This is a genomic window from Campylobacter sp. RM5063, from assembly GCF_024723655.1.
Lineage (GTDB): Bacteria > Campylobacterota > Campylobacteria > Campylobacterales > Campylobacteraceae > Campylobacter_D > Campylobacter_D lari_D.
In genome coordinates, this window is record NZ_JANQDA010000009.1 from 1 (window position 1) to 18995 (window position 18995).

The following is an 18995-nucleotide window of genomic DNA, read 5'->3' on the forward strand; positions in this document are numbered from 1 at the left end:
AAAGAAGATAAAAAAGAAGATAAAAAAGAAGATAAAAAAGAAGATAAAAAAGAAGATAAAAAAGAAGATAAAAAAGAAGATAAAAAAGAAGATAAAAAAGAAGATAAAAAAGAAGATAAAAAAGAAGATAAAAAAACTTCGGCACAAAAAGAGCTTTTTATTCTTGATGTTAAAAAATTAGATAATGGTGTTTTGCTTGATTTGAGTGAAAAAATTAGCCAAAAAGATATAAAAAATTTTACTTTAAAAGGTGATAATTTTCGTTATGTTGCAGATTTTGATGGAATTTTAAAAGGGCCAAAGAGAAATTTTGAATTTAAAGATTTTGATATTATTGTATCACAATTTAATCCAACTAGCATGCGTTTAGTTTTGAGTTCTAAAAAAGAGTTAAAAGTAAAAATAGAGCTTAAAGATCAAAGTCTTTTTATGGGACTTGAAAAAATAGAAAAAAAAGAAGAACCTAAACCTATAGTTAAAAAACAAAGCGAGATTAAAAAAACAGAAGTTAAAAAAGAAGTTGTTAGAAATGAACCTTTATATATTTTAAAATCAAGTAAAGATAAAAGTGGTGTTAATTTAAAATTAAATAATGATATTGATATTGAAGATATTAAAATCAACTCTTTTAAAGATGGTAAAATGTATCGTTCTATTGTGAGTTTTGAAGCCATTCTAGAAGGTGATAGAAAAAAAATTGATATTAATAAAAATCAATCTATCACAATAGTGCAGTTTAATAAAACTACAGTAAGAATTGTTTTAAATTCTACTAGTGATTTTAAGACTAGTCTTGATTTGGATGATGATGAGCTATTTGTAGGATTTGAGAAAAAGATTAAAAAAACGCCAGTAAAAAATACTTCAAAAGCAGCAAAAGCTACTATCAAAAAATCAGGCAAAATTATAGTAATTGACCCAGGTCATGGAGGTAAGGATCCAGGAACTTTAGGAGATAAGGGTGTTAGAGAAAAGGATGTAGTTTTAAGTGTGGCTTTAAAACTTGGAAATGAGCTAAAAAAAAGAGGATATAAAATTTATTACACAAGAAGTACTGATAAATTTATAAACCTTAGAGATAGAACTTCCATGGCTAATGAGAAAATGGCAGATTTGTTTATTTCTATCCATGCAAATGCAGCACCAAATAAACAAAGAGCTAAGACTTTACAAGGAATTGAAACTTTCTTTTTATCTCCTGCAAGAAGCGAAAGAAGTAAAAAAGCTGCTGAAGCAGAAAATCAATCAGATTTTGAAGAAATGAATTATTTTTCCAAGCAAACATTTTTAAATTTTTTAAATCGTGAAAAAATAGTTGCTTCAAATAAATTAGCTATCGATGTGCAGAAAAAAATTTTGAGCAATGTAAGAAAAAAATATAAAGTTGTTGATGGCGGGGTTAGAGAGGCTCCGTTTTGGGTTTTAGTAGGAGCACAAATGCCAGCGATTTTGATTGAAACAGGTTATATTAGTCATCCTAGTGAAAGAAATAGATTGACAAATAAAAATTTCCAAGAATTATTAGCCATTGGTATTGCCAATGGAATTGAAAGTTATTTTTATAAGAATCAATGAAAAAAGCAAATATTATTATAAAAAATAATGCGCCTTTTTCTTTGGATTTTGATGATTATTATTTTAATTCTAGTGATGGTTTAAGTGAAAGCAAATTTATATATACAAATGCTTTTGACTTTGAAAACAAACAAACTATTGTAGCAGAACTTGGTTTTGGTATAGGCTTAAATTTCTTTCTTACATTAAAGCGTTTTTTAAAAGAAAAAAAACACAATCAAAGACTTTTTTATCTTAGCTTTGAAAATTTTTATATAGAAAAAGATAAATTAAGAGAAATTTATAAAAAACTTGGTTTTTATGAGGAATTTAAAGAAGTTTTAGAGCAATTTTTAAATTTTTATCCTCCATGTAAGGATGGAGTTTATAGGTTTTATTTTCAAGATTGTTTTTTAGATTTGGTGTTTGGTGATGCTAAAGAAAATCTACAAAATTTAGACTTTAAGGCAAATATTTGGTATTTAGATGGTTTTTCACCTTCTAAAAATCAAGATATGTTTGATGATAATATTATAAACGATGTTGCTAAAAACTCAAAAATAAATGCTAAGATTTTAACTTTTTCTTCTGCTAGTGTTTTAAAAAAGGCTTTAATTAACAACAATTTTCAAGTGCAAAAGATAAAAGGTTTTAGAAAAAGAGAAATGATACAAGCCATTTTTAATGGTTTAGAATTTGAAGATAAATTTGCATATTTTAATACCCCATCTTTAAAAAAAGAGATTCAAAAAATAGCTATTATTGGAGCAGGTATAGCCGGAGCAAGCATGGCTTATGAGCTTTCTTTAAGAAATGTTCAAGTAGATGTTTTTGAAAAAGAAAATTCATTAGGAAAAGGCGCTTCTGGAAATATCAATGGAATTTTAAGCTCTTTGATTTTAAAACCCGATGTTTTATTGGGCGAGTTTTCACAATATGCTTTTTTAGAAGCAAGTAGATTTTATAGACAAATTTTAAATTTAATTCCACAAGGGGTTTATGAATTTGCTCATAATGAGCTTATGCAAGAGCGTTTTGATAGTCAAAAAGATAATGTTTTATTTGAAATTATTAATAATCAAGCCTTTTTAAAAGATGGATTTTGTATAAAACCTCAAGAGCTTGTGAAGACACTTTTGCAAAAAAGCAAGGCTAGGGTATTTTTTGAGTATGAATTTAAAGATTATTCTTATAAAAATGAAAAGTTTTTTTTAAATTTTAATAATCAAAAAATTTTAAAAGATTATGATGTGTTAATCTATGCTCAAGGTGCTGATGTTAAGAATTTTTTAGAGTATAAATATATGAAATTAAGTAGTGTAAGAGGTCAATGTACTCATTTAAAACCATTTTTAAAAAACCCGCATGCCTTATCTTCTAAAGGATATATTTGTCCTATTAATGAGGAGCTTAATTTACAACTTATTGGCGCAAGTTATGATAGGCTTAATCAAGATACAACGCTTTTAAAAAATGATGATTTGCAAAATATTGAAAATGTAAAAGAGTTTTTGCACGATGAAAATTTAGAGATAATGGGCGGTAAAGTAGGATTTAGATCATATTCTAGTGATAGATTTGCCATAGCAGGTCAAGCCTATGATGAAAATTTTTATATGCAAAATTATAAAGCACTTTTATGGCATAAAAATAAAAATCAAGTCATACCAAATGATTTTATTCCTTTGTATTTTTCTATTGCTCATGGATCTAGAGCTTTTGCTAGTGCTATTGTTTGTGCTAGAGTGATGAGCTCATTGATTTTTGATGAGCCAAGAATAAAAAAAGAATTTTTATATGCCTTACATCCTGCAAGATTCTTAATTAGAAAGCTTAAAAAAGGACTTATTTAATCTTTGATTTATTAATTTTATATATTGGTATATTAAAATTAATATTTTAAGGAGGGTATATGAAAAGAAAAATTTTGCCAAATAATAATCAAAAATTTTTCAATGACGGACAAATGATTATTTCCAAAACAGATACTACAGGAAAAATCATATATTGCAATAGAATCTTTATTTCTCTTTCGGGCTATAGTGAGGAAGAATTATTGGGAAAACCTCATAATATAGTGCGTCATCCGGATATGCCAAAAGTTGTTTTTGAATTACTTTGGGAAAGACTTAAGAGTAAAAAAGAGATTATAGCTTATGTTAAGAATCTATCAAAAGATGGATCATTTTATTGGGTTTTGGCTTTTATCAGTCCTTCGTTTGATTCCAAAGGAGAAGTTGTTGGGTATTATTCTATGCGTTTAAAACCCAAAAAAGAAGCAGTTGAAAAAATAGAAAAATTATACAAAGAGCTTTTGATTGAAGAGCAAAAAGGTGGAAAAGGTGCATCAAGGAAGAAACTTGATGATTATTTAAATACAAAAGGGATGAGTTATGAAGAATTGGTTTTATCAATATAATATCAATCAATCTGTAAATTATTTTGCTTTATTTTTATTTTGTTTGATGGCAATCTTGGAAATAGTAGAAAATAATATTTTTGGTTTTATTTTTTGTGTGATTGGAACTTTAGTGGTGTTATTTGGGCTTGCTAGTGCTTATTATAGAAATAAAGAAGTTTTAAGGATTACTCAAGTTTTAAATGAGCTTACAAAAGGAAATTTGGAAGCAAGAATTACTCATATAGCTGTTCCAAAATCTGGAGTAGGAAAATTAAGTTGGGTTGTGAATGATTTAGCTGATCAAATGGAGGCTTTTAACAGAGAAATTCTTAATGCTATTTTAGCTGTAAAAGAACAAAGATTTTATAGAAAAGCAAGATTAGAAGGCTTAATGGGTACTTTCGCATATAATGCTAAAATTATTAATGAAGCTACTTTAGAAATAGAAAAAACTCAAAATTTATCCATAAGAAGTATTGTCGTTGAAAATGTTTCTAAGGATATGTCGGATTCTTTGCAAAAAGAATTAGCTTTGATTAATGTGAAATTAAATGATAATGCAAGCACTATGTATGATATATATGAGCAGGCAAATGATATTTCTACTCATTCTTCAAAAAGTGCCAAAAATGCAGAATTAATTTCAGTCGATTTGCAAAATTTAGGTGAAAATATCACTCAAATTCATACTTTAATGGATACTTTTTCACAGCAAATTAATAATGTTTCTTCTTTTATATCTATTATAGAAGATATTACAGAGCAAACCAATCTTTTAGCATTAAATGCAGCTATTGAGGCAGCTCGTGCAGGAGAGCATGGTAGAGGTTTTGCGGTAGTTGCAGATGAGGTAAGACATTTAGCTGAAAAAACTCAAGAGGCTGCCAAAGAAATTTCTGTGATGATTAAAGTATCAATAGAGCAAATGAGTAATATTAAAAATATAACTAATGAAGCTTATAAAGTTGCTAAAAAATCTAACTCAAGTTTAGAAGAATTCCAAGAGGTGTTTACCGGTGTTGATGAGAAAGCTAAAATTTTATTAGATGAGATTTCTAAGACAAGTGTTGATACTAATAAAATATTGCTTTATTTAGAGTGTTGTTTAAAAACATATCTAGCTTGCTCTTGTGTGATTAATTCCAAAATAGAAGATATAGAAGATAAAAATTTAGCCAAATTTGATTCTACAAGTAATATTTATGTTTTAAATCAAAATTTAAATTCTTATATAGAAAAATTATTTGATTGTATAAGAAACAATCAAATAGTCAAAGAGGAAAGAAAAATTTATGCACATATTAAGCAAATTCAAGATATAAATGAAAAAATGATAAGCGAAATAGAGCATAAAAAACATATTTAATAAGAGGTTAAATGAAAAAATACATTTTTTTAAGTTGTATATGTTTAAATGCGCTTGCTTCTAATTTAGAAGAAAGCTTAAGTGAGGGTGATGTTAATATAACTAAAGAACAAAAAACAAATGCAATTTCTAAACAAGTATTTTTTCAAAAACCGCAGGAGTATCAAGGTCAAAATGTCGATTTTGGTACTTTTGCTAGTAATTCTTTAGCACAGGTTTTAAATTTAAGCTCAAAGGACAAAACAGAAGCTAGTTTAGATTATAACGCTTTAAATGTAAATATTAAAAATATCAACTCAATTTTAGATTATGATAATGCTACTTTACTTTTAGAAAAACAAGCAAGAATAGGGCAGTTAGAGCAAGCTTATTCTTTGGGAATTATTAATCGTTATGAATTTGATGAAATCAATTTTGGTTTTAATTATTTCAATGATCAATATAAACAAGCTTATGCAAAAAATAGTTTTGGCGCTGAATTGCAATTTAGTCAATATTTTAAAGCATATGCTAATCATTATGATATAAAAGAAAATAATAGTGATGATAGTACAGAGTTTGGGGTTATATTTGATTTACCTTATTTAAATGTTTTAAATGTAAATTCTAACATGAAAGAAACACAAAATCAGTATAACATTACTTATTCTCCAATTTCTATTTTGGATTTATCGCTTAATTATCAAGATGAAAAAACAAGCGCAAAAGATCAAACAGCAATGTGGGTTAAGTTTAGACTAAATTATGAGCAAAGTTTAAGTAAGCAATTTTATAATAGCTTTTATCGTAAAAATAGTATAGCTGAGTTTAATCGCTATGATTTTGCTACTAGGACTTATTAATTGCTCATAAAACGAGTAATGTCGTTGTAAGTTACAAATACCATTAAGCTTAAAAGTAAAGCCATGCCAAAATAACTAAGATATTCAAAACATACTTTTGGTACTTCTTTTTTAAAAATTAATTCATAAAGATTAAAAAGTATATGTCCTCCATCTAGTGCTGGTATCGGAAGTAAATTTAGTACTCCAAGATTGATGGAAATTAAAGCTGTGATTAAAAATAAAACTACTATACTAGTATTTGCTGCTTTGGAGGTTATATCCACCATAGTGATGATTCCACCCATATTTTTAGCATCTAATTCCCCACTGATGATTTTAGCAAGACCTTTGAAAATAAGCAAAGAAGCATTTATGCTTTCTTCATAAGCATATTTCAAACTGCTAATTCCTGAGTGATAAATAGTAACAAACTCACCCTTAGGTGCTATACCAATAAGAGGTTTTTGAACTTTTTGATAAAACTCATTATAACCTTGGTCAATTTGCGGTGTTAAAGTGATATTGATAAATTTATTATCGCGTTCTATGTCAAGCAGGGTTGGTTTTGCGTGAACAAGTTTGCCAATTTCTTCAAAACTTTGAATTTGAACTCCATCTATAGCTAGGATTTTATCACCAATTTGTAAATTTGCTTTTTGTGCAGCTGAATTTGGTGCTATATTGCCAATAACAGGTGCAAGTTTTTGCACACCTAAAAAACCTATGGCTATATAAAGTAAAAATGCTAGAAAAAAGTTAAAAAATGGTCCCGCAAAAAGTATATAAATTCTAGCTAAAGGACTTAAAGTGTTATAGCTATTTGGCTCATAATTTTTTTCACTAGGATTTAAATCATCTTGTCCTTTAAGTTTAACATAACCGCCAAATGGTAGGGCGGATAAGCGATATTCTGTATTTTTGTAAGTTTTTTTAAAAATAGCTTTTCCAAAACCTATGCTAAAAATTTCTACATCAACCCTCATATGTTTTGCAGCTAAAAAATGTCCTAATTCGTGAAAAAAAATTAAAAAAGATATCACTAAAAGTGTTATTAAAAAACTAAAAGAATAAAATTTAAAGCCAATAGCTAAGATAATAAATAAAAATAAATATGATTTCAATTTATACCTTTTTTAAATGTTTTACATAAGCTAGTATGTATTCAAAAGCTGAATAAAGTGTAAGCACTAAAGCAATAAATAACAATGTATTGGCAAAAGGCCATTGCATGATTAAAAATATAATAGCTATCATTTGAAAAGTTGTTTTTATTTTACCTGCAAAAGAAGCACTTACATCAATTTTTTCACTTACCATAACCACTCTAAAGCCGGTGATGAAAAATTCTCTTACTAAGATAATGTAAACCATCCATGGATCAGCTTTTTGTGTAAGTAATAACCCTAAAAATGCAGCTAGAATAAGCATTTTATCTGCTAAAGGATCTATAATAGCTCCAAGTTTAGTAGTTTGATTCCAAGTTCTTGCAATATAGCCATCGAAAAAATCAGTTAAAGCAGCTATGCTAAAAATAACACAAGCAAAATAATTTACCCAACTAGGATGGATATTTTCAAAATCATTAATAAGTAAAAAAAACAAAAGTGGAGCTAATAATATCCTTATAAAAGCTAAGATATTGGGTAAATTCATATTTTTAAAATCCTTTATAAAGCACCCTTAAGGTAATATTACTTAAAGGTGGTACCACCATCTACGATCAAAGTATGGCCTGTGATCCAATTTGCCTTATCAGAGCATAAAAATAAACATGCGCCAGCTAGATCTTGTGGCTGTCCAATGCGGTTTAGCGGACTAAGATTGATAGTTGCATTTTTTACCTCTTCATAATTTGTAAATGCTTTAAGCGCGTCAGTATCAATTGGTCCACCGCTAACTACATTTACACGGATATTTTTAGAACCAAGCTCGGTTGCAGCATATCTTGCCATAGCTTCAACCGCTGCTTTAGCTGTACCATGACCAGCATAATTTTCAATATGAACTAAATTTCCTGTTGAAGAAATAGATAATATACTACCCCCATCAACTTTTTCCATTCTTTTTGCCGCTTCTTGCGCTCCAACAACAAAAGCATTTACAGTTGCTGTGAAAATATTATTAATACCTTTTGGCTTTAATTTCATAAATTTAGTATATCCACCTACAACAGCACGACCTGAAATGATAGCATTAGAGATGAAAAAATCTATTCTATCAAAATCTTGATCAATTTTTTCAAACAACTCTTTATATGTTTCTGGTTCAAGTATGTTAAATTCATAAGCTTTTGCTTTGATTTTATAATTATTTTCTAAATCTTTCACAATTTCTTGAGCTAAATCTGCATTAGAATTATAAGTAAAAGCTACATTAGCTCCTGCTTTTGCAAACTCATATACAATAGCTTTACCAATCCCTCTTGTTCCACCGCTAATTACTAAAGTTTTATTTTGAAAAAAAGTATCCATTAAAATCCTTTTATATTATAGTTTTTCATAATCGCTTCTATTTTTGTTAAATTGCAATCACTAGGTTTGCAAAGTGGCAAACGATATTCTAAAGTAGGGGTTAAACCTGCTATATACATTGCCGCTTTAATAGGTATAGGATTGCTTTCACAAAATAAAATTTTATTAATATTATATAACTCATCATTGATTTTTTTAGCTTCAATGTATTTTTCTTTTAAAGCTAGATGAGTTAATTTTGAAATCATATCAGGAAGTAAATTTGAAGTAACTGAAATCACACCCTTACCGCCATTTGAAAGTATAGGATAATTAATCGCATCTTCCCCGCTTAAAAGTATCATTCTAGGTTCATGCGCTAGCAAATCAACGCACTTATCAATGCTTCCACTAGCTTCTTTTACTCCGTAAATATTTTCACAATCTCTAAATAATCTTATAATAGTTTCTGTTTGAAGCTCACACCCTGTTCTTCCTGGGACATTATATAAAAGTACAGGTATATCTATACTTTTTGCTATTTCTTTATAATGAAGATATAAACCTTCTTGTGTGGGTTTGTTATAATATGGAGTAACGCTTAAAATTCCATCAGCTCCATGCTCTTGTGCAAACTTAGCCAAACTTACAGCTTCATGTGTGGCATTGCTTCCTGCTCCTGCTAAAACCTTACAAGAACTTCCTTTGCATGCATCTAGTGCTATTTCTATACAAATTCTATGTTCTTCATGGGTTAAGGTGGCACTTTCTCCGGTTGTTCCAACAGGCACTACTACATCAATTCCATTTGCGATTTGTCTTTTGATGAGTTTATGGTAAGTTTGCTCATCTAATTTTCCATTTTTAAACGGAGTTATTAAAGCTGTCATTGCTCCTATGATGATGTTATTGTCCATTTTCACCCCTTTTTAAGATTATTGTTGTAGATTTGTCTTCATTGAAGTATTTTCTAGCACAATGAATTAAATCATCTTTGCTTAGATTTTCTATATTTTTTTTATAATCAAGCAAAGGTTTTAAATCACCCTTTGCAAGATAAGATCCATAAATATTTGCAACGCTACTTGCATTGCTTAGTGAAAAAATAAAATCACTTTTTACGGTATTTTTGATTTTTTCCATGATAGCATCATCAAATTTGGCATTTTTTACATCTTCAAGAATTTTCAAAAGCTCTTTTTCAACATCTTCTGCTTTTATACCTTCATTACAAACACAAATAAATATAAATAAATTCTCATCTATATTTTCACTTGCATAGGCATAAAATTCATTGATTAGTTCTAATTTATCAATTAAAATTTCACTTATTAATGAGCTTTTTCCATTTCCTAAAAGCTCACTCAATGCGCAAAGTTTTGGCATATCTTCATGATTAAATGCAGGAATTTTGTATGCAAGTGCTAGTAGTTGCGTATCGCTTTCTTTGTGCAAGATCACGCGTTTAGCACCATCTTGTTCAGGTTCTTTTTCATGAACTATAGGGATTTCTTTGGTGTTTTTTATATCTTGAAAATGTTTTTTAGCAAGATTGAAAACTTCATCTTCATTAATATCGCCACTCACAAGCAAAATAGCATTTTTGGGTTGATAAAAAGTTTGATGAAAATCTTGTATATCTTCTATTTTCCAATTTTGTATATCTTTAAAAAAGCCTATTGGAGTCCAATGATATGGATGATGTAAAAAGGCATGATTGTATAATCTAAAATATAAATATCCTAAAGGATTATTATCAGTTCTCCAACGCCTTTCTTCTAAAACTACATTTCTTTCGGGTTGAAACTCATCATCTTTTAAATTTAAATTACGCATTAATTCAGCAAAAAGCCACAAAGATTTGTCTAAATTTTCACTAGAGCATTTTATAAAATAATGCGTATAGTCAAAACCAGTACTTGCATTATCCACTCCACCAAAACCCTTGACTATCTCATCAAATTCGCCTGCTTTTAAATTTTTTGTACTTTTAAAATTTAAATGTTCAAGCATGTGAGCTATGCCGCTTTTTCCCATTTTTTCATTTCTTGAGCCAACTTTATAAAAAATATCTACACTTATAACCCCGCTTTTTTTATTTACAGGTAAAGTGTAAATTTCAAGTTCATTTTCAAGGGTGATTTTTTTATAATTAATCATTTAAAATTAACTCCTATAGCTTGACTAATATGATTAAAACCATCTTGTTTTAAAAGTTCAATTAATCCTTGATTGATATTTTTAACAATGCTTGGTCCTTTGAAAATCATAGCTGTATAAATTTGAACCAAACTAGCCCCATTTTTAATGCGTTCATAAGCAAGTTCAGCACTATCTATACCACCGCTTGCTATTAAAATAGTATCTTGATAAATTTCTTTAGCTACTTCTTTAAAAAATGTCGCACTTTTTTGAGTGATTAATCTACCACTAATTCCACCAAAGGTTCTTGTATTATCAATTAAAGAATAATCTATACTAGTATTTGCCATGATAATACCATCAGCTTTTGCACTAATAGCACTTTTGCAAAGTGAAATTGCACTATCTATACTCATATCTGGAGCAATTTTTAAAATCACAGGTTTTTTTGTGATTTCTTTTGCTTGATTAAATAGGGTGTTTACAAATTCCTCACTTTGTAAATCTCTTAAATTTTTGGTATTTGGAGAGGATATATTAATCACAAACAAATCGCACAAATCTTTAAATTCTTTTAATAAAATAATATAATCATTAATAGCTTCTTCATTTGGAGTGATTTTATTTTTGCCTATATTTGCTACTAAAGGTATGCTAAAAGGATAGACTTTTTTTACTTCTTTTGCGATAGCATCTTTACCTTTATTATTAAAACCCATAGCATTTTGAATACTTTCTTGTTCAACAAGTCTAAAAAGTCTAGGTTTTTCGTTACCATTTTGAGGTTTTGGGGTGAAAGTTCCATATTCTAAAAAACCAAAACCTAAAGCACTTAGCGGTCTTATCATAGTTGCATTTTTATCAAAGCCACCTGCTAAGCCCACAGGATTGTAAAAATTTAAATTAAAAATTTCTTGATTTAAAATTTCATCATTTATTATACAATCTTTTGCAAAAAAACTAAGCCCTCCAGGAAATATACAATCTAGCGTTCGCATACTAAATTCAGCTAAAGCATGGGCATTTTCTGGATCTAATTTATATATTAAAGGTTTTAAACTTTCATAAGTCATATTTTTCCTTTTTTACAAAATAGCATATTTTACTAAAAAAATGATAATTCTTAGTTTTCATTTTCTTTAACTTTATCAGTTTTTTGTACTTTTTGTTTTAATTTTTGATAAATTTCACAATGTTGCATTAAATAAGCATCATTTCCTATAGAAGCTATTTTTCCTTTATCAAGCACAGCAATTTTGTCAGCATTTTCTATAGTGCTAAGCCTATGAGCGATGATGAGTATTAAGCGATCTTTTTTTAAGCTTTCTATAGTTCTTACTATGGCTTTTTCACTTTCATTATCAAGTGCTGAAGTTGCTTCATCAAAAATTAAAATTTGAGGATTTTTATATAAAGCCCTTGCTATGGCAATGCGTTGTTTTTGTCCACCTGAGAGATTTTTTCCATGCTCTTTTAATTCAGTATGTATGCCACCAAGCTCTTGAACAAAATCATAAGCATTAGCTTGTTTTAAAACCTCTATCACGCGTGTTTCGTTATATTCTTTAGCATAAGCAATATTTTGAGCTATAGTGTCATTAAATATATAAATATTTTGAGTTACCAAAGAAATATTTTCTCTTAAACTAATAATATCAAAAGAGCTAATGTCTTTTTGATTGATTAAAATCTCACCACTATCTTTTTCAAAAAAATACATCAAAAGATTGATAATAGAAGATTTTCCTCCACCACTTGATCCAACTAAGGCTAGAATTTCTCCTTTGTTAAAAGAAAAATTTACATCTTTTAATACCATTTTATCTTTTTGATAGCTTAAAGAGACATTTTTAAAATGAATATTTTGGATATTTTCTGTAAGTTTTTCATCGCCACCTTTAATTTGTGGTTCTAAATCAGTTAGATAAAAAGTTCTCTCACTAGCTGCTACTGCATTTTGCAATCTTGTATAAAGTGAAGAAAGTCTTTTAATAGGAGTATAAGCCATAAATAAAGCTGTAGTAAAGCTAAAAAAAGAACCTATGCTTAAACTTCCATCAATTACTTCTTTACCACCTATTATAATTACTATTGCAAAGCCAATTGAACCCATAGATTCCATTAAAGGGCTACTTAAAGCTTCAATTCTAATGCCTTTTAAGGAAAGTTTGCAAACTTCGCTATTAGTTTGGCTGAATTTTTGCATTTCACTTTTACCTGCATTAGAAGCTTTAATAAGTTCTATATTAGAAAAGATTTCACTTAATCTTGAAGTAAGATCAGAATTTTTTTCTTGAGTATTGCGTCCTATTTTTTTGATTTTTTTAGCAAAAATAGCAAGAGGGTAAATTGCTAAAGGTAAAATAACTAAAGCAAAAAAAGCAAGTTTTGGACTTTGATAAATTACCACACTTAAAAGTCCAATCGCGGTTAAACTTTCTCTTAAAATTTCAGGTATTATAGTAGAAACTATATTTTGTAAAGCTCCAATATCAGAAGTACACCGGCTGATTAATTCTCCGCTTCTGTATTTATGAAAAAAGCTCATATCTAAGCGTAAAAGATTGCCAAGAACTAATTCTCTTAATCTTCTTAAAATATCTATCCCAACATAAGATATATAATAAACTTGCATATAAGCACCAAGATTTTTTAAAACATAAATTAAAACAACAAGTAAAGGCATATAATAAAGCAAATCAACATTTTTTTCTATAAAAATTTTATTTAAAATAGGCTCTATGATGTATGCACTAGCAGCTGTGCCACCACTAGTTAAAAGCATGCCAATAATAGCTAAAACAAAATAAAACCAATAATCTTTATAATAAGGCTTAAAGCGAGTAAATACCTCTTTAAGCTTCATTTCTTTGTAATTTTTATCCATTTTTCTCCCATACCACACCATTTGGTGTATCCATTAAAAGAATATTCTCTTTAGCTAAATCATCACGGATTTGATCTGCTAAGGCATAGTTTTTTTCTTGCTTTGCCTTGTTGCGTAGAGTGATTTTTTCTTCTATTTCTTGACATTTTTCTTGACTAATGCCAAATTGAAAATATTTTATAGTATCCATAAAACCTATACCAAAAATAAAAGCAAGTTCTTTTAAGTTTTTTTCTACTTGTATTTTATAAGCTTTGTCTTTTAGGTTTTGATCTAAGTAAATATTACTTTCATTGATAAACTCATCAAGTAAAGCCAAGGCTTTAGAGGCATTTAAATCATCATTTAAAACTTCTAAGATATTTTTAGCTACTTCGCTTTCTATGGTAGTTTTTTCATCTATAAAAGCATTTAAATTTAAGCGTTTTTTTAAGCGATAAAATTTATCAAGTCTTTTTTTAGCAGCTTGTAAGTCTTCTAAAGCGTAGTTAAAATGCGCTCTATAATGCACACTTAAAAGATAAAATCTCAAAACCTCTCCGCTAAAAAGTTTTAAAGAATCTTTTAGAAAAAAGCTGTTTCCTAAGCTTTTGCTCATTTTTTCACCATTAATTTGCACAAAGCCATTATGCAGCCAAAAATTAGCCAGCTCATGATTGTTTTTACAACGACACTGACAAGCTTCATTTTCATGATGAGGAAAAAGTAAATCTATGCCTCCTGCATGAATATCAAGTTTATCTTTAAAAATACTTTCTATCATCACAACGCATTCTGTGTGCCAGCCTGGTCTTCCTTTGCCAAAACTTGCAGGATAAAATTTTTCATCAAATTTCCATAAAACAAAATCGCTATCATTTTTTTTAGCCACGCTTTCTTCTAGGCGTGATTGATTATCTTCTAAATTTCTTTTAGAGATATAAAAGTATTTATCATCTTTGCTGGTATCAAAATAAATTCCATCTTCAAGTTTATAAGCTAGGTTTAATTCTAAAAGTTTTTCTATATATATAATCATTTGCTCAATATAAGCTGTAGCCTTTGGTTTAAAATCAGGTTCTAAGATATTAAGCGCTTGCATATCTTCTTCATATCTTTTAATATAAAAATTTGTAATTTCTTCTAAACTTTTACCACTTTCTTGTATTTTTTTTAAAATTTTATCATCAATATCAGTGTAATTTCTAGCAAAAACCACTTCATAATCACTTGCTAGTAAAACTCTTCTTAAAAAATCAAAACAAACACTACTTCTTGCATGTCCTAAATGTGCATCATCATATACAGTAGGTCCGCATAGATAAATGTTTGCTTTTTTTGCCTCATTTGGGATAAATTCGCATTTTTTCTTTAAAACACTATCAAAAAAAACCATTAAAATAAACCTTTAAAAAAATGATAAATTCCAATTAAAAATTGTATTAAAATATCTTTAATTTCAAATAAGCCTAGAGCAAATAAACTTAAAAATACTATACTAATAAGCCAAAATTTAACCCTAAAAATACCCCAAAGATTTTTAAAGCCAAATTCTTTAATATTAGCATATAATAAATAAAAAGCACTAATAGATGAAGCTAATGCAATGCCTAAGCTCTTATAGGCTTCTTCTTTGATAAGTAAAATAATCACTATACTAAAAAATGCTGATATAAAAAGTGTTTTAAAGGCTATTATAGCGGCTATTTTTTGTTTAAATTTAGCATAAAGCCATAAAGAAAAAAGTTTTTGCAAACCAAAAGGTAAAAGTCCTAAAAGATAAGCTTGTAATAAAAATGCAGTGATTTTTGTATCTTCTTGATTAAAATTTCCTCTTTGAAATAAAAACTCTACAATTTCTTTAGCTAAAATAATCCCTACTATGCTAGCTAAAATCAAAAGCACGCTTAAATATTCAAAAGCTTTTTGCATAAAAGCTAAGGCTTTTTGTTCTTCATTTGCTTTTAAATGTCTTAGTATTTTTGGAAAGCTTACTTGACTTAGAGCGATTGCAAAAAGAGCTAAAGGAAGCTGAAAAACTCTGTTAGAATAATACAAATACGAAATACTTCCAGCCATTAAAAAACTAGCTATAGTAGTATCTAATAATGAACTAATTTGATTTGCCGAAGAGCCTAAAAGTCCATGGGTAAAAGTAGAGTGGAATTTATCTAAATTGGTCTTTGTTTTTTTAAGTTTTATGCTTAAATACATGCTTTTTAAAATTCTAGTATTTTTTAAAGCAAAAATATGCCATATAAGTTGAGCTAAACCACTTAAGACAGTCGCATATGAAAAATAATACAAGGCCTCTAAAGGCTCATCTTGATTGACAAAAAAACCTGCAATCACAACAAAAAGATTAAAAAATGAAGCAGAAAAAGAAGTGATGAAAAAATTTTGTTTATAATTTAATAAAGAGCCTAAAAAAGTTACCAAAAAAATAAAAAACAAATACCAAAAATTAATAGAAACCAAAGGCGCAGCCAAGATAATTGTTTCTTTATTAAAGCCAAAAGCAAAAATCTTTGTAAAAAATTCAGCAAAAAAACTCACTAAAATACAGGTTAAAAACACTATAATACTAAATTGCAATAAAACATTTATACAAAAAGCACCTTTTTTACTTGCTTTTAAAAAACTTGGTAAAAAAGCTTGTCCAAAGGCCCCTTCTGCAAAAATTCTTCTAAAAAAAGCAGGCATTTTTAAAGCCACAAAGAAAATATCGCTATAAATTCCAGCTCCTAAGTACAAAGCTAAAACAATATCTCTTAAAACGCCCATAATCCTAGAAAATAAAATTCCTAAGGCATTGATGATGAAATTTTTAAAAACAATATTTTTTCTCATTAGTTTTCATTCTTTAAACATTAGTTTGAGTATTATAAAATTTTTAATAGAGCTAATTTTAACTAAATTTTGATTTTATTTTTGCTAAAATCAAAATTTTATATATAATAAGGAAGCTTAAGCTATGGAAGAAAAGAAAATTTTATACACTAAAGACCCTTATAGAGAGCTTTTAATATTTGCTTCTGAAAATAAATGTGAAGTTGATGAACTTGATTTTAGGTTGTTAAGTTTTAGTACTTCTTATACTTATGATAATCAAGAATGGATAAAAGTTAATGAAAAAGAATTGAAAATTTTTGAAGAAGATGAGAAATTTTTAAATCATGAATTAAATATAGAACAAGAATATAAAATAGAAATTTATTTTAAAAAATTTGCACGCATTTCAACTTTTGAAGTTAGTTTATATACTAATGAGCTTTGTACTTTATTAAAAGCCAGCATTAGAGCTAGTGAAACTATTGCTTTTCATGACAAATTAGCTCTAGAGCTTTTAGAGGCTATTTATAAAGCGATGATAAAAGAAAAATATTTGCTTGGGTTTAGAATTTTTGATTTTAAAAAGCAAATTATTGATTTTAATGCTAAGGTTAAAGAGAAGCAAAAATTTGATTTTGAAGTTGAATTTGAAGTATGTAAAGGAATTAATCCGCAAGAGCCTACAAATGAAGAAATAAAATATCATTATTTAGAAAATCTAAAAAAGTATAATGATGTGATGAATAGAAACTATGTAGCACCTATAGGAAAAGACGAGGTGGCTATTGAGAGAATTAAGCCAAAAGAGGGTAGCGATGGCAAGGATTTAAGATTTAAAATTTTAAAAGCACTTCCACCAAAAATAAATAAAGAAAAAGTTATTTGTTCTGATAAATTTGAAGTTAAAGAAGATGATGAGAGTATAAAATATATTGCTAAAAAAGATGGTTTTATTATACAAAGAAAATCCATTTATGAGATAGAAAATTATTTAGAATTTAGTAAGGTTGATTTTAAAAGTACAGGTTCTATTTGGGCGGGTTTTGATAAGCAAGTTATTATTGTGATTAAAAATACAAACACTCTAGAAGATGCAATAGGTCCTAGAATTACTGTTGAGGCTCAGGAATTAGAAGTTACTGGTAATATGGCTCAAGATTCTGTTTTAAGAGGTAAAAAGATAATTCTTAAAGGCAATATGCATCATAAAAGCACTATTATAGGACAAAAGGTTGAGGTTAATATCTTAAGAGGATATTGTGAGGCTGAGGAGGTTTTTGCTGAAACTTTGGAAAATGGCTCTATCAAGGCTAAAAAAGTAAATATTAAAAAGGCTATGGGTGGAGAGATTATTGCTGATGAAATTTACATACAAGAACTCGGCGGAAATTGTTTATGTAGTGCTAAAAGTTTAATCCATGTTGAAAAAATTCAAGGCAGTGGAAATAAATTTATAATTCAAGATCTTAAAGCTTTTGGAGAAGAAAAAAGCGGAGAAGAGATACTAATACATGTTGATGGATTGAAAAAAGAACAAGAAAATTTAGCTAAAGAAATAGAAGAGACTAAACACACAATCAATATAAGTAAAGACTCCATACGAATTTTACAGCAAAAAGTAAAAGAATTAATGAGTGCAAAAAGAGCTATACCGCAAGCTTATAAAGCTACTATTAAAGATTTTAATCAAAAGATTGAAAATCTAAGTATTTTTGCCAATAAAATAGAATCTTTAAAAGAAGAAGAAAAAGCAAATATGGAAAAGCTTAAGAAAATTCAAGAAAAACTTTTAAAATCTAAGATTATTAATAAAAGTGGAAAATGGATGGATTTAAATGAAATTAAATTCATTTTGTTAAATCCTAGAAAAGAATTAAGCTATTATCCTCATGATGAAGAAAAAATTCAATGTTTTGAGCTTCAAAAAATTAATACAGAAAATGAGATGGAACTTTTTGAAATTCGTGCTATTAACAATTACAAGGAAGAAACTAAATGATAGTGGCAATTGAAGGAATAGTGAGTAAAAAAGAACCTACTTTTGTAGTTTTGAAAACTTCAAGTGGGGTAAGTTATGGTGTTTTTGTTTCGCTTTTTTGCTCAAGTAATTTTGAAAAAGATCAAAAGGTTGAGTTTTTAATCACTCAAATTATCAAAGAAGACTCTCATAAATTATATGGATTTTTAGATATAAATGAGCAAAGAATGTTTGAATTATTAATCAAAATTAGTGGTATAGGAGCAACTACTGCTATGGCACTTTGCTCAAGCTTAGATACTAATACTTTTTATGCAGCTTTGCAAAGTGGCGATGAGAGTGTATTTAAAAAAGTTCCTGGTATTGGTCCAAAGAGTGCAAAAAGAATTATAGCTGAGTTAAGTGATACAAAAATCAATATAGAAAATTCTAATCAAGACCAAGCACAAGCTTTGGCAGCTTTACTTTCACTTGGTTTTAAACAAGAAAATATTTTAAAGGTTTTAAAAACTTGTGAGAGTAAAAATACTAGTGAGCTTATTAAAGAGGCTTTGAAAAAATTAGCATAATAAAAGGAAAAAT

The 18995-nt window shown here is 28.1% G+C and carries 15 protein-coding genes and 1 pseudogene; 7 read left to right on the forward strand and 9 right to left on the reverse strand.

The genetic code is table 11. The features are described from left to right. From CAMP5063_RS04370 to CAMP5063_RS04390, 5 genes and pseudogenes are all read left to right on the forward strand, one after another. Positions 1-1575 (forward strand): N-acetylmuramoyl-L-alanine amidase (locus tag CAMP5063_RS04370; RefSeq protein WP_337194882.1); only part of this gene is annotated, 1575 nt, incomplete at its 5' end. Then, positions 1572-3407 (forward strand): bifunctional tRNA (5-methylaminomethyl-2-thiouridine)(34)-methyltransferase MnmD/FAD-dependent 5-carboxymethylaminomethyl-2-thiouridine(34) oxidoreductase MnmC, encoded by a 1836-nt coding sequence (gene mnmC, locus CAMP5063_RS04375; RefSeq protein WP_337194883.1) that lies wholly within the window; start codon positions 1572-1574, stop codon positions 3405-3407. The genes CAMP5063_RS04370 and mnmC, both read left to right, overlap by 4 nt. A 59-nt stretch (positions 3408-3466) precedes the next feature. Beyond that, a complete protein-coding gene (locus CAMP5063_RS04380) occupies positions 3467-3973 on the forward strand; it encodes a PAS domain-containing protein (RefSeq protein ID WP_133319244.1) in 507 nt (168 codons plus the stop codon). Between the two features lie 682 nt (positions 3974-4655). After that, positions 4656-5321 (forward strand): annotated as a pseudogene (locus tag CAMP5063_RS08520) (methyl-accepting chemotaxis protein); the annotation flags it as partial. Positions 5322-5332: 11 nt separating this feature from the next. Beyond that, positions 5333-6163 (forward strand): hypothetical protein, encoded by an 831-nt coding sequence (locus CAMP5063_RS04390; RefSeq protein ID WP_263661289.1) that lies wholly within the window; start codon positions 5333-5335, stop codon positions 6161-6163. Here the strand turns inward: CAMP5063_RS04390 and rseP are convergent. Genes rseP through murJ form a run of 9 tightly spaced genes read right to left on the reverse strand, consistent with a single transcriptional unit; the run spans position 6160 to position 16453 of the window. Then, a complete protein-coding gene (gene rseP / locus CAMP5063_RS04395; RefSeq protein ID WP_263661290.1) occupies positions 6160-7266 on the reverse strand; it encodes an RIP metalloprotease RseP in 1107 nt (368 codons plus the stop codon). The two genes, CAMP5063_RS04390 and rseP, sit on opposite strands and share 4 nt — an antisense overlap. Before the next feature lies 1 nt (position 7267). Beyond that, positions 7268-7798, reverse strand: coding sequence for a CDP-diacylglycerol--glycerol-3-phosphate 3-phosphatidyltransferase (gene pgsA / locus CAMP5063_RS04400; RefSeq protein ID WP_263659587.1), 531 nt, complete (start codon positions 7796-7798; stop codon positions 7268-7270). A gap of 38 nt (positions 7799-7836) precedes the next feature. Then, the gene (locus tag CAMP5063_RS04405; protein ID WP_263659588.1) at positions 7837-8616 is read right to left on the reverse strand and encodes an enoyl-ACP reductase; all 780 of its coding nucleotides are present in this window, start codon (positions 8614-8616) and stop codon (positions 7837-7839) included. After that, the gene (dapA, locus tag CAMP5063_RS04410) at positions 8616-9512 is read right to left on the reverse strand and encodes a 4-hydroxy-tetrahydrodipicolinate synthase (protein WP_133319239.1); all 897 of its coding nucleotides are present in this window, start codon (positions 9510-9512) and stop codon (positions 8616-8618) included. The genes CAMP5063_RS04405 and dapA overlap by 1 nt, the downstream gene beginning before the upstream one ends. Next, entirely contained in the window at positions 9502-10755 is a 1254-nt protein-coding gene (locus CAMP5063_RS04415) for a M16 family metallopeptidase (RefSeq protein ID WP_263737732.1), read from the reverse strand. Before CAMP5063_RS04415 ends, dapA begins: the two co-directional genes overlap by 11 nt. Next, the gene (locus CAMP5063_RS04420; protein ID WP_133319237.1) at positions 10752-11810 is read right to left on the reverse strand and encodes a quinone-dependent dihydroorotate dehydrogenase; all 1059 of its coding nucleotides are present in this window, start codon (positions 11808-11810) and stop codon (positions 10752-10754) included. The genes CAMP5063_RS04415 and CAMP5063_RS04420 overlap by 4 nt, the downstream gene beginning before the upstream one ends. A gap of 50 nt (positions 11811-11860) precedes the next feature. Then, positions 11861-13624: an ABC transporter ATP-binding protein gene (locus CAMP5063_RS04425; protein WP_263737739.1), complete on the reverse strand. Its 1764-nt coding sequence runs from the start codon at positions 13622-13624 to the stop codon at positions 11861-11863. After that, on the reverse strand, positions 13617-14999 hold the full coding sequence (cysS, locus tag CAMP5063_RS04430) for a cysteine--tRNA ligase (protein ID WP_263737731.1): 1383 nt from the start codon (positions 14997-14999) through the stop codon (positions 13617-13619). Before cysS ends, CAMP5063_RS04425 begins: the two co-directional genes overlap by 8 nt. After that, entirely contained in the window at positions 14999-16453 is a 1455-nt protein-coding gene (gene murJ, locus CAMP5063_RS04435) for a murein biosynthesis integral membrane protein MurJ (protein ID WP_263737730.1), read from the reverse strand. The genes cysS and murJ overlap by 1 nt, the downstream gene beginning before the upstream one ends. Positions 16454-16577: 124 nt before the next feature. On the opposite strand from murJ, the gene CAMP5063_RS04440 reads away from it, so the two are divergent. Beyond that, positions 16578-18434: a flagellar assembly protein A gene (locus tag CAMP5063_RS04440; protein ID WP_337194885.1), complete on the forward strand. Its 1857-nt coding sequence runs from the start codon at positions 16578-16580 to the stop codon at positions 18432-18434. After that, complete coding sequence (gene ruvA, locus CAMP5063_RS04445) at positions 18431-18982, forward strand: Holliday junction branch migration protein RuvA (protein ID WP_263676122.1); 552 nt, start codon at positions 18431-18433, stop codon at positions 18980-18982. The genes CAMP5063_RS04440 and ruvA overlap by 4 nt, the downstream gene beginning before the upstream one ends. The last annotated feature ends 13 nt before the right edge of the window (positions 18983-18995 follow it).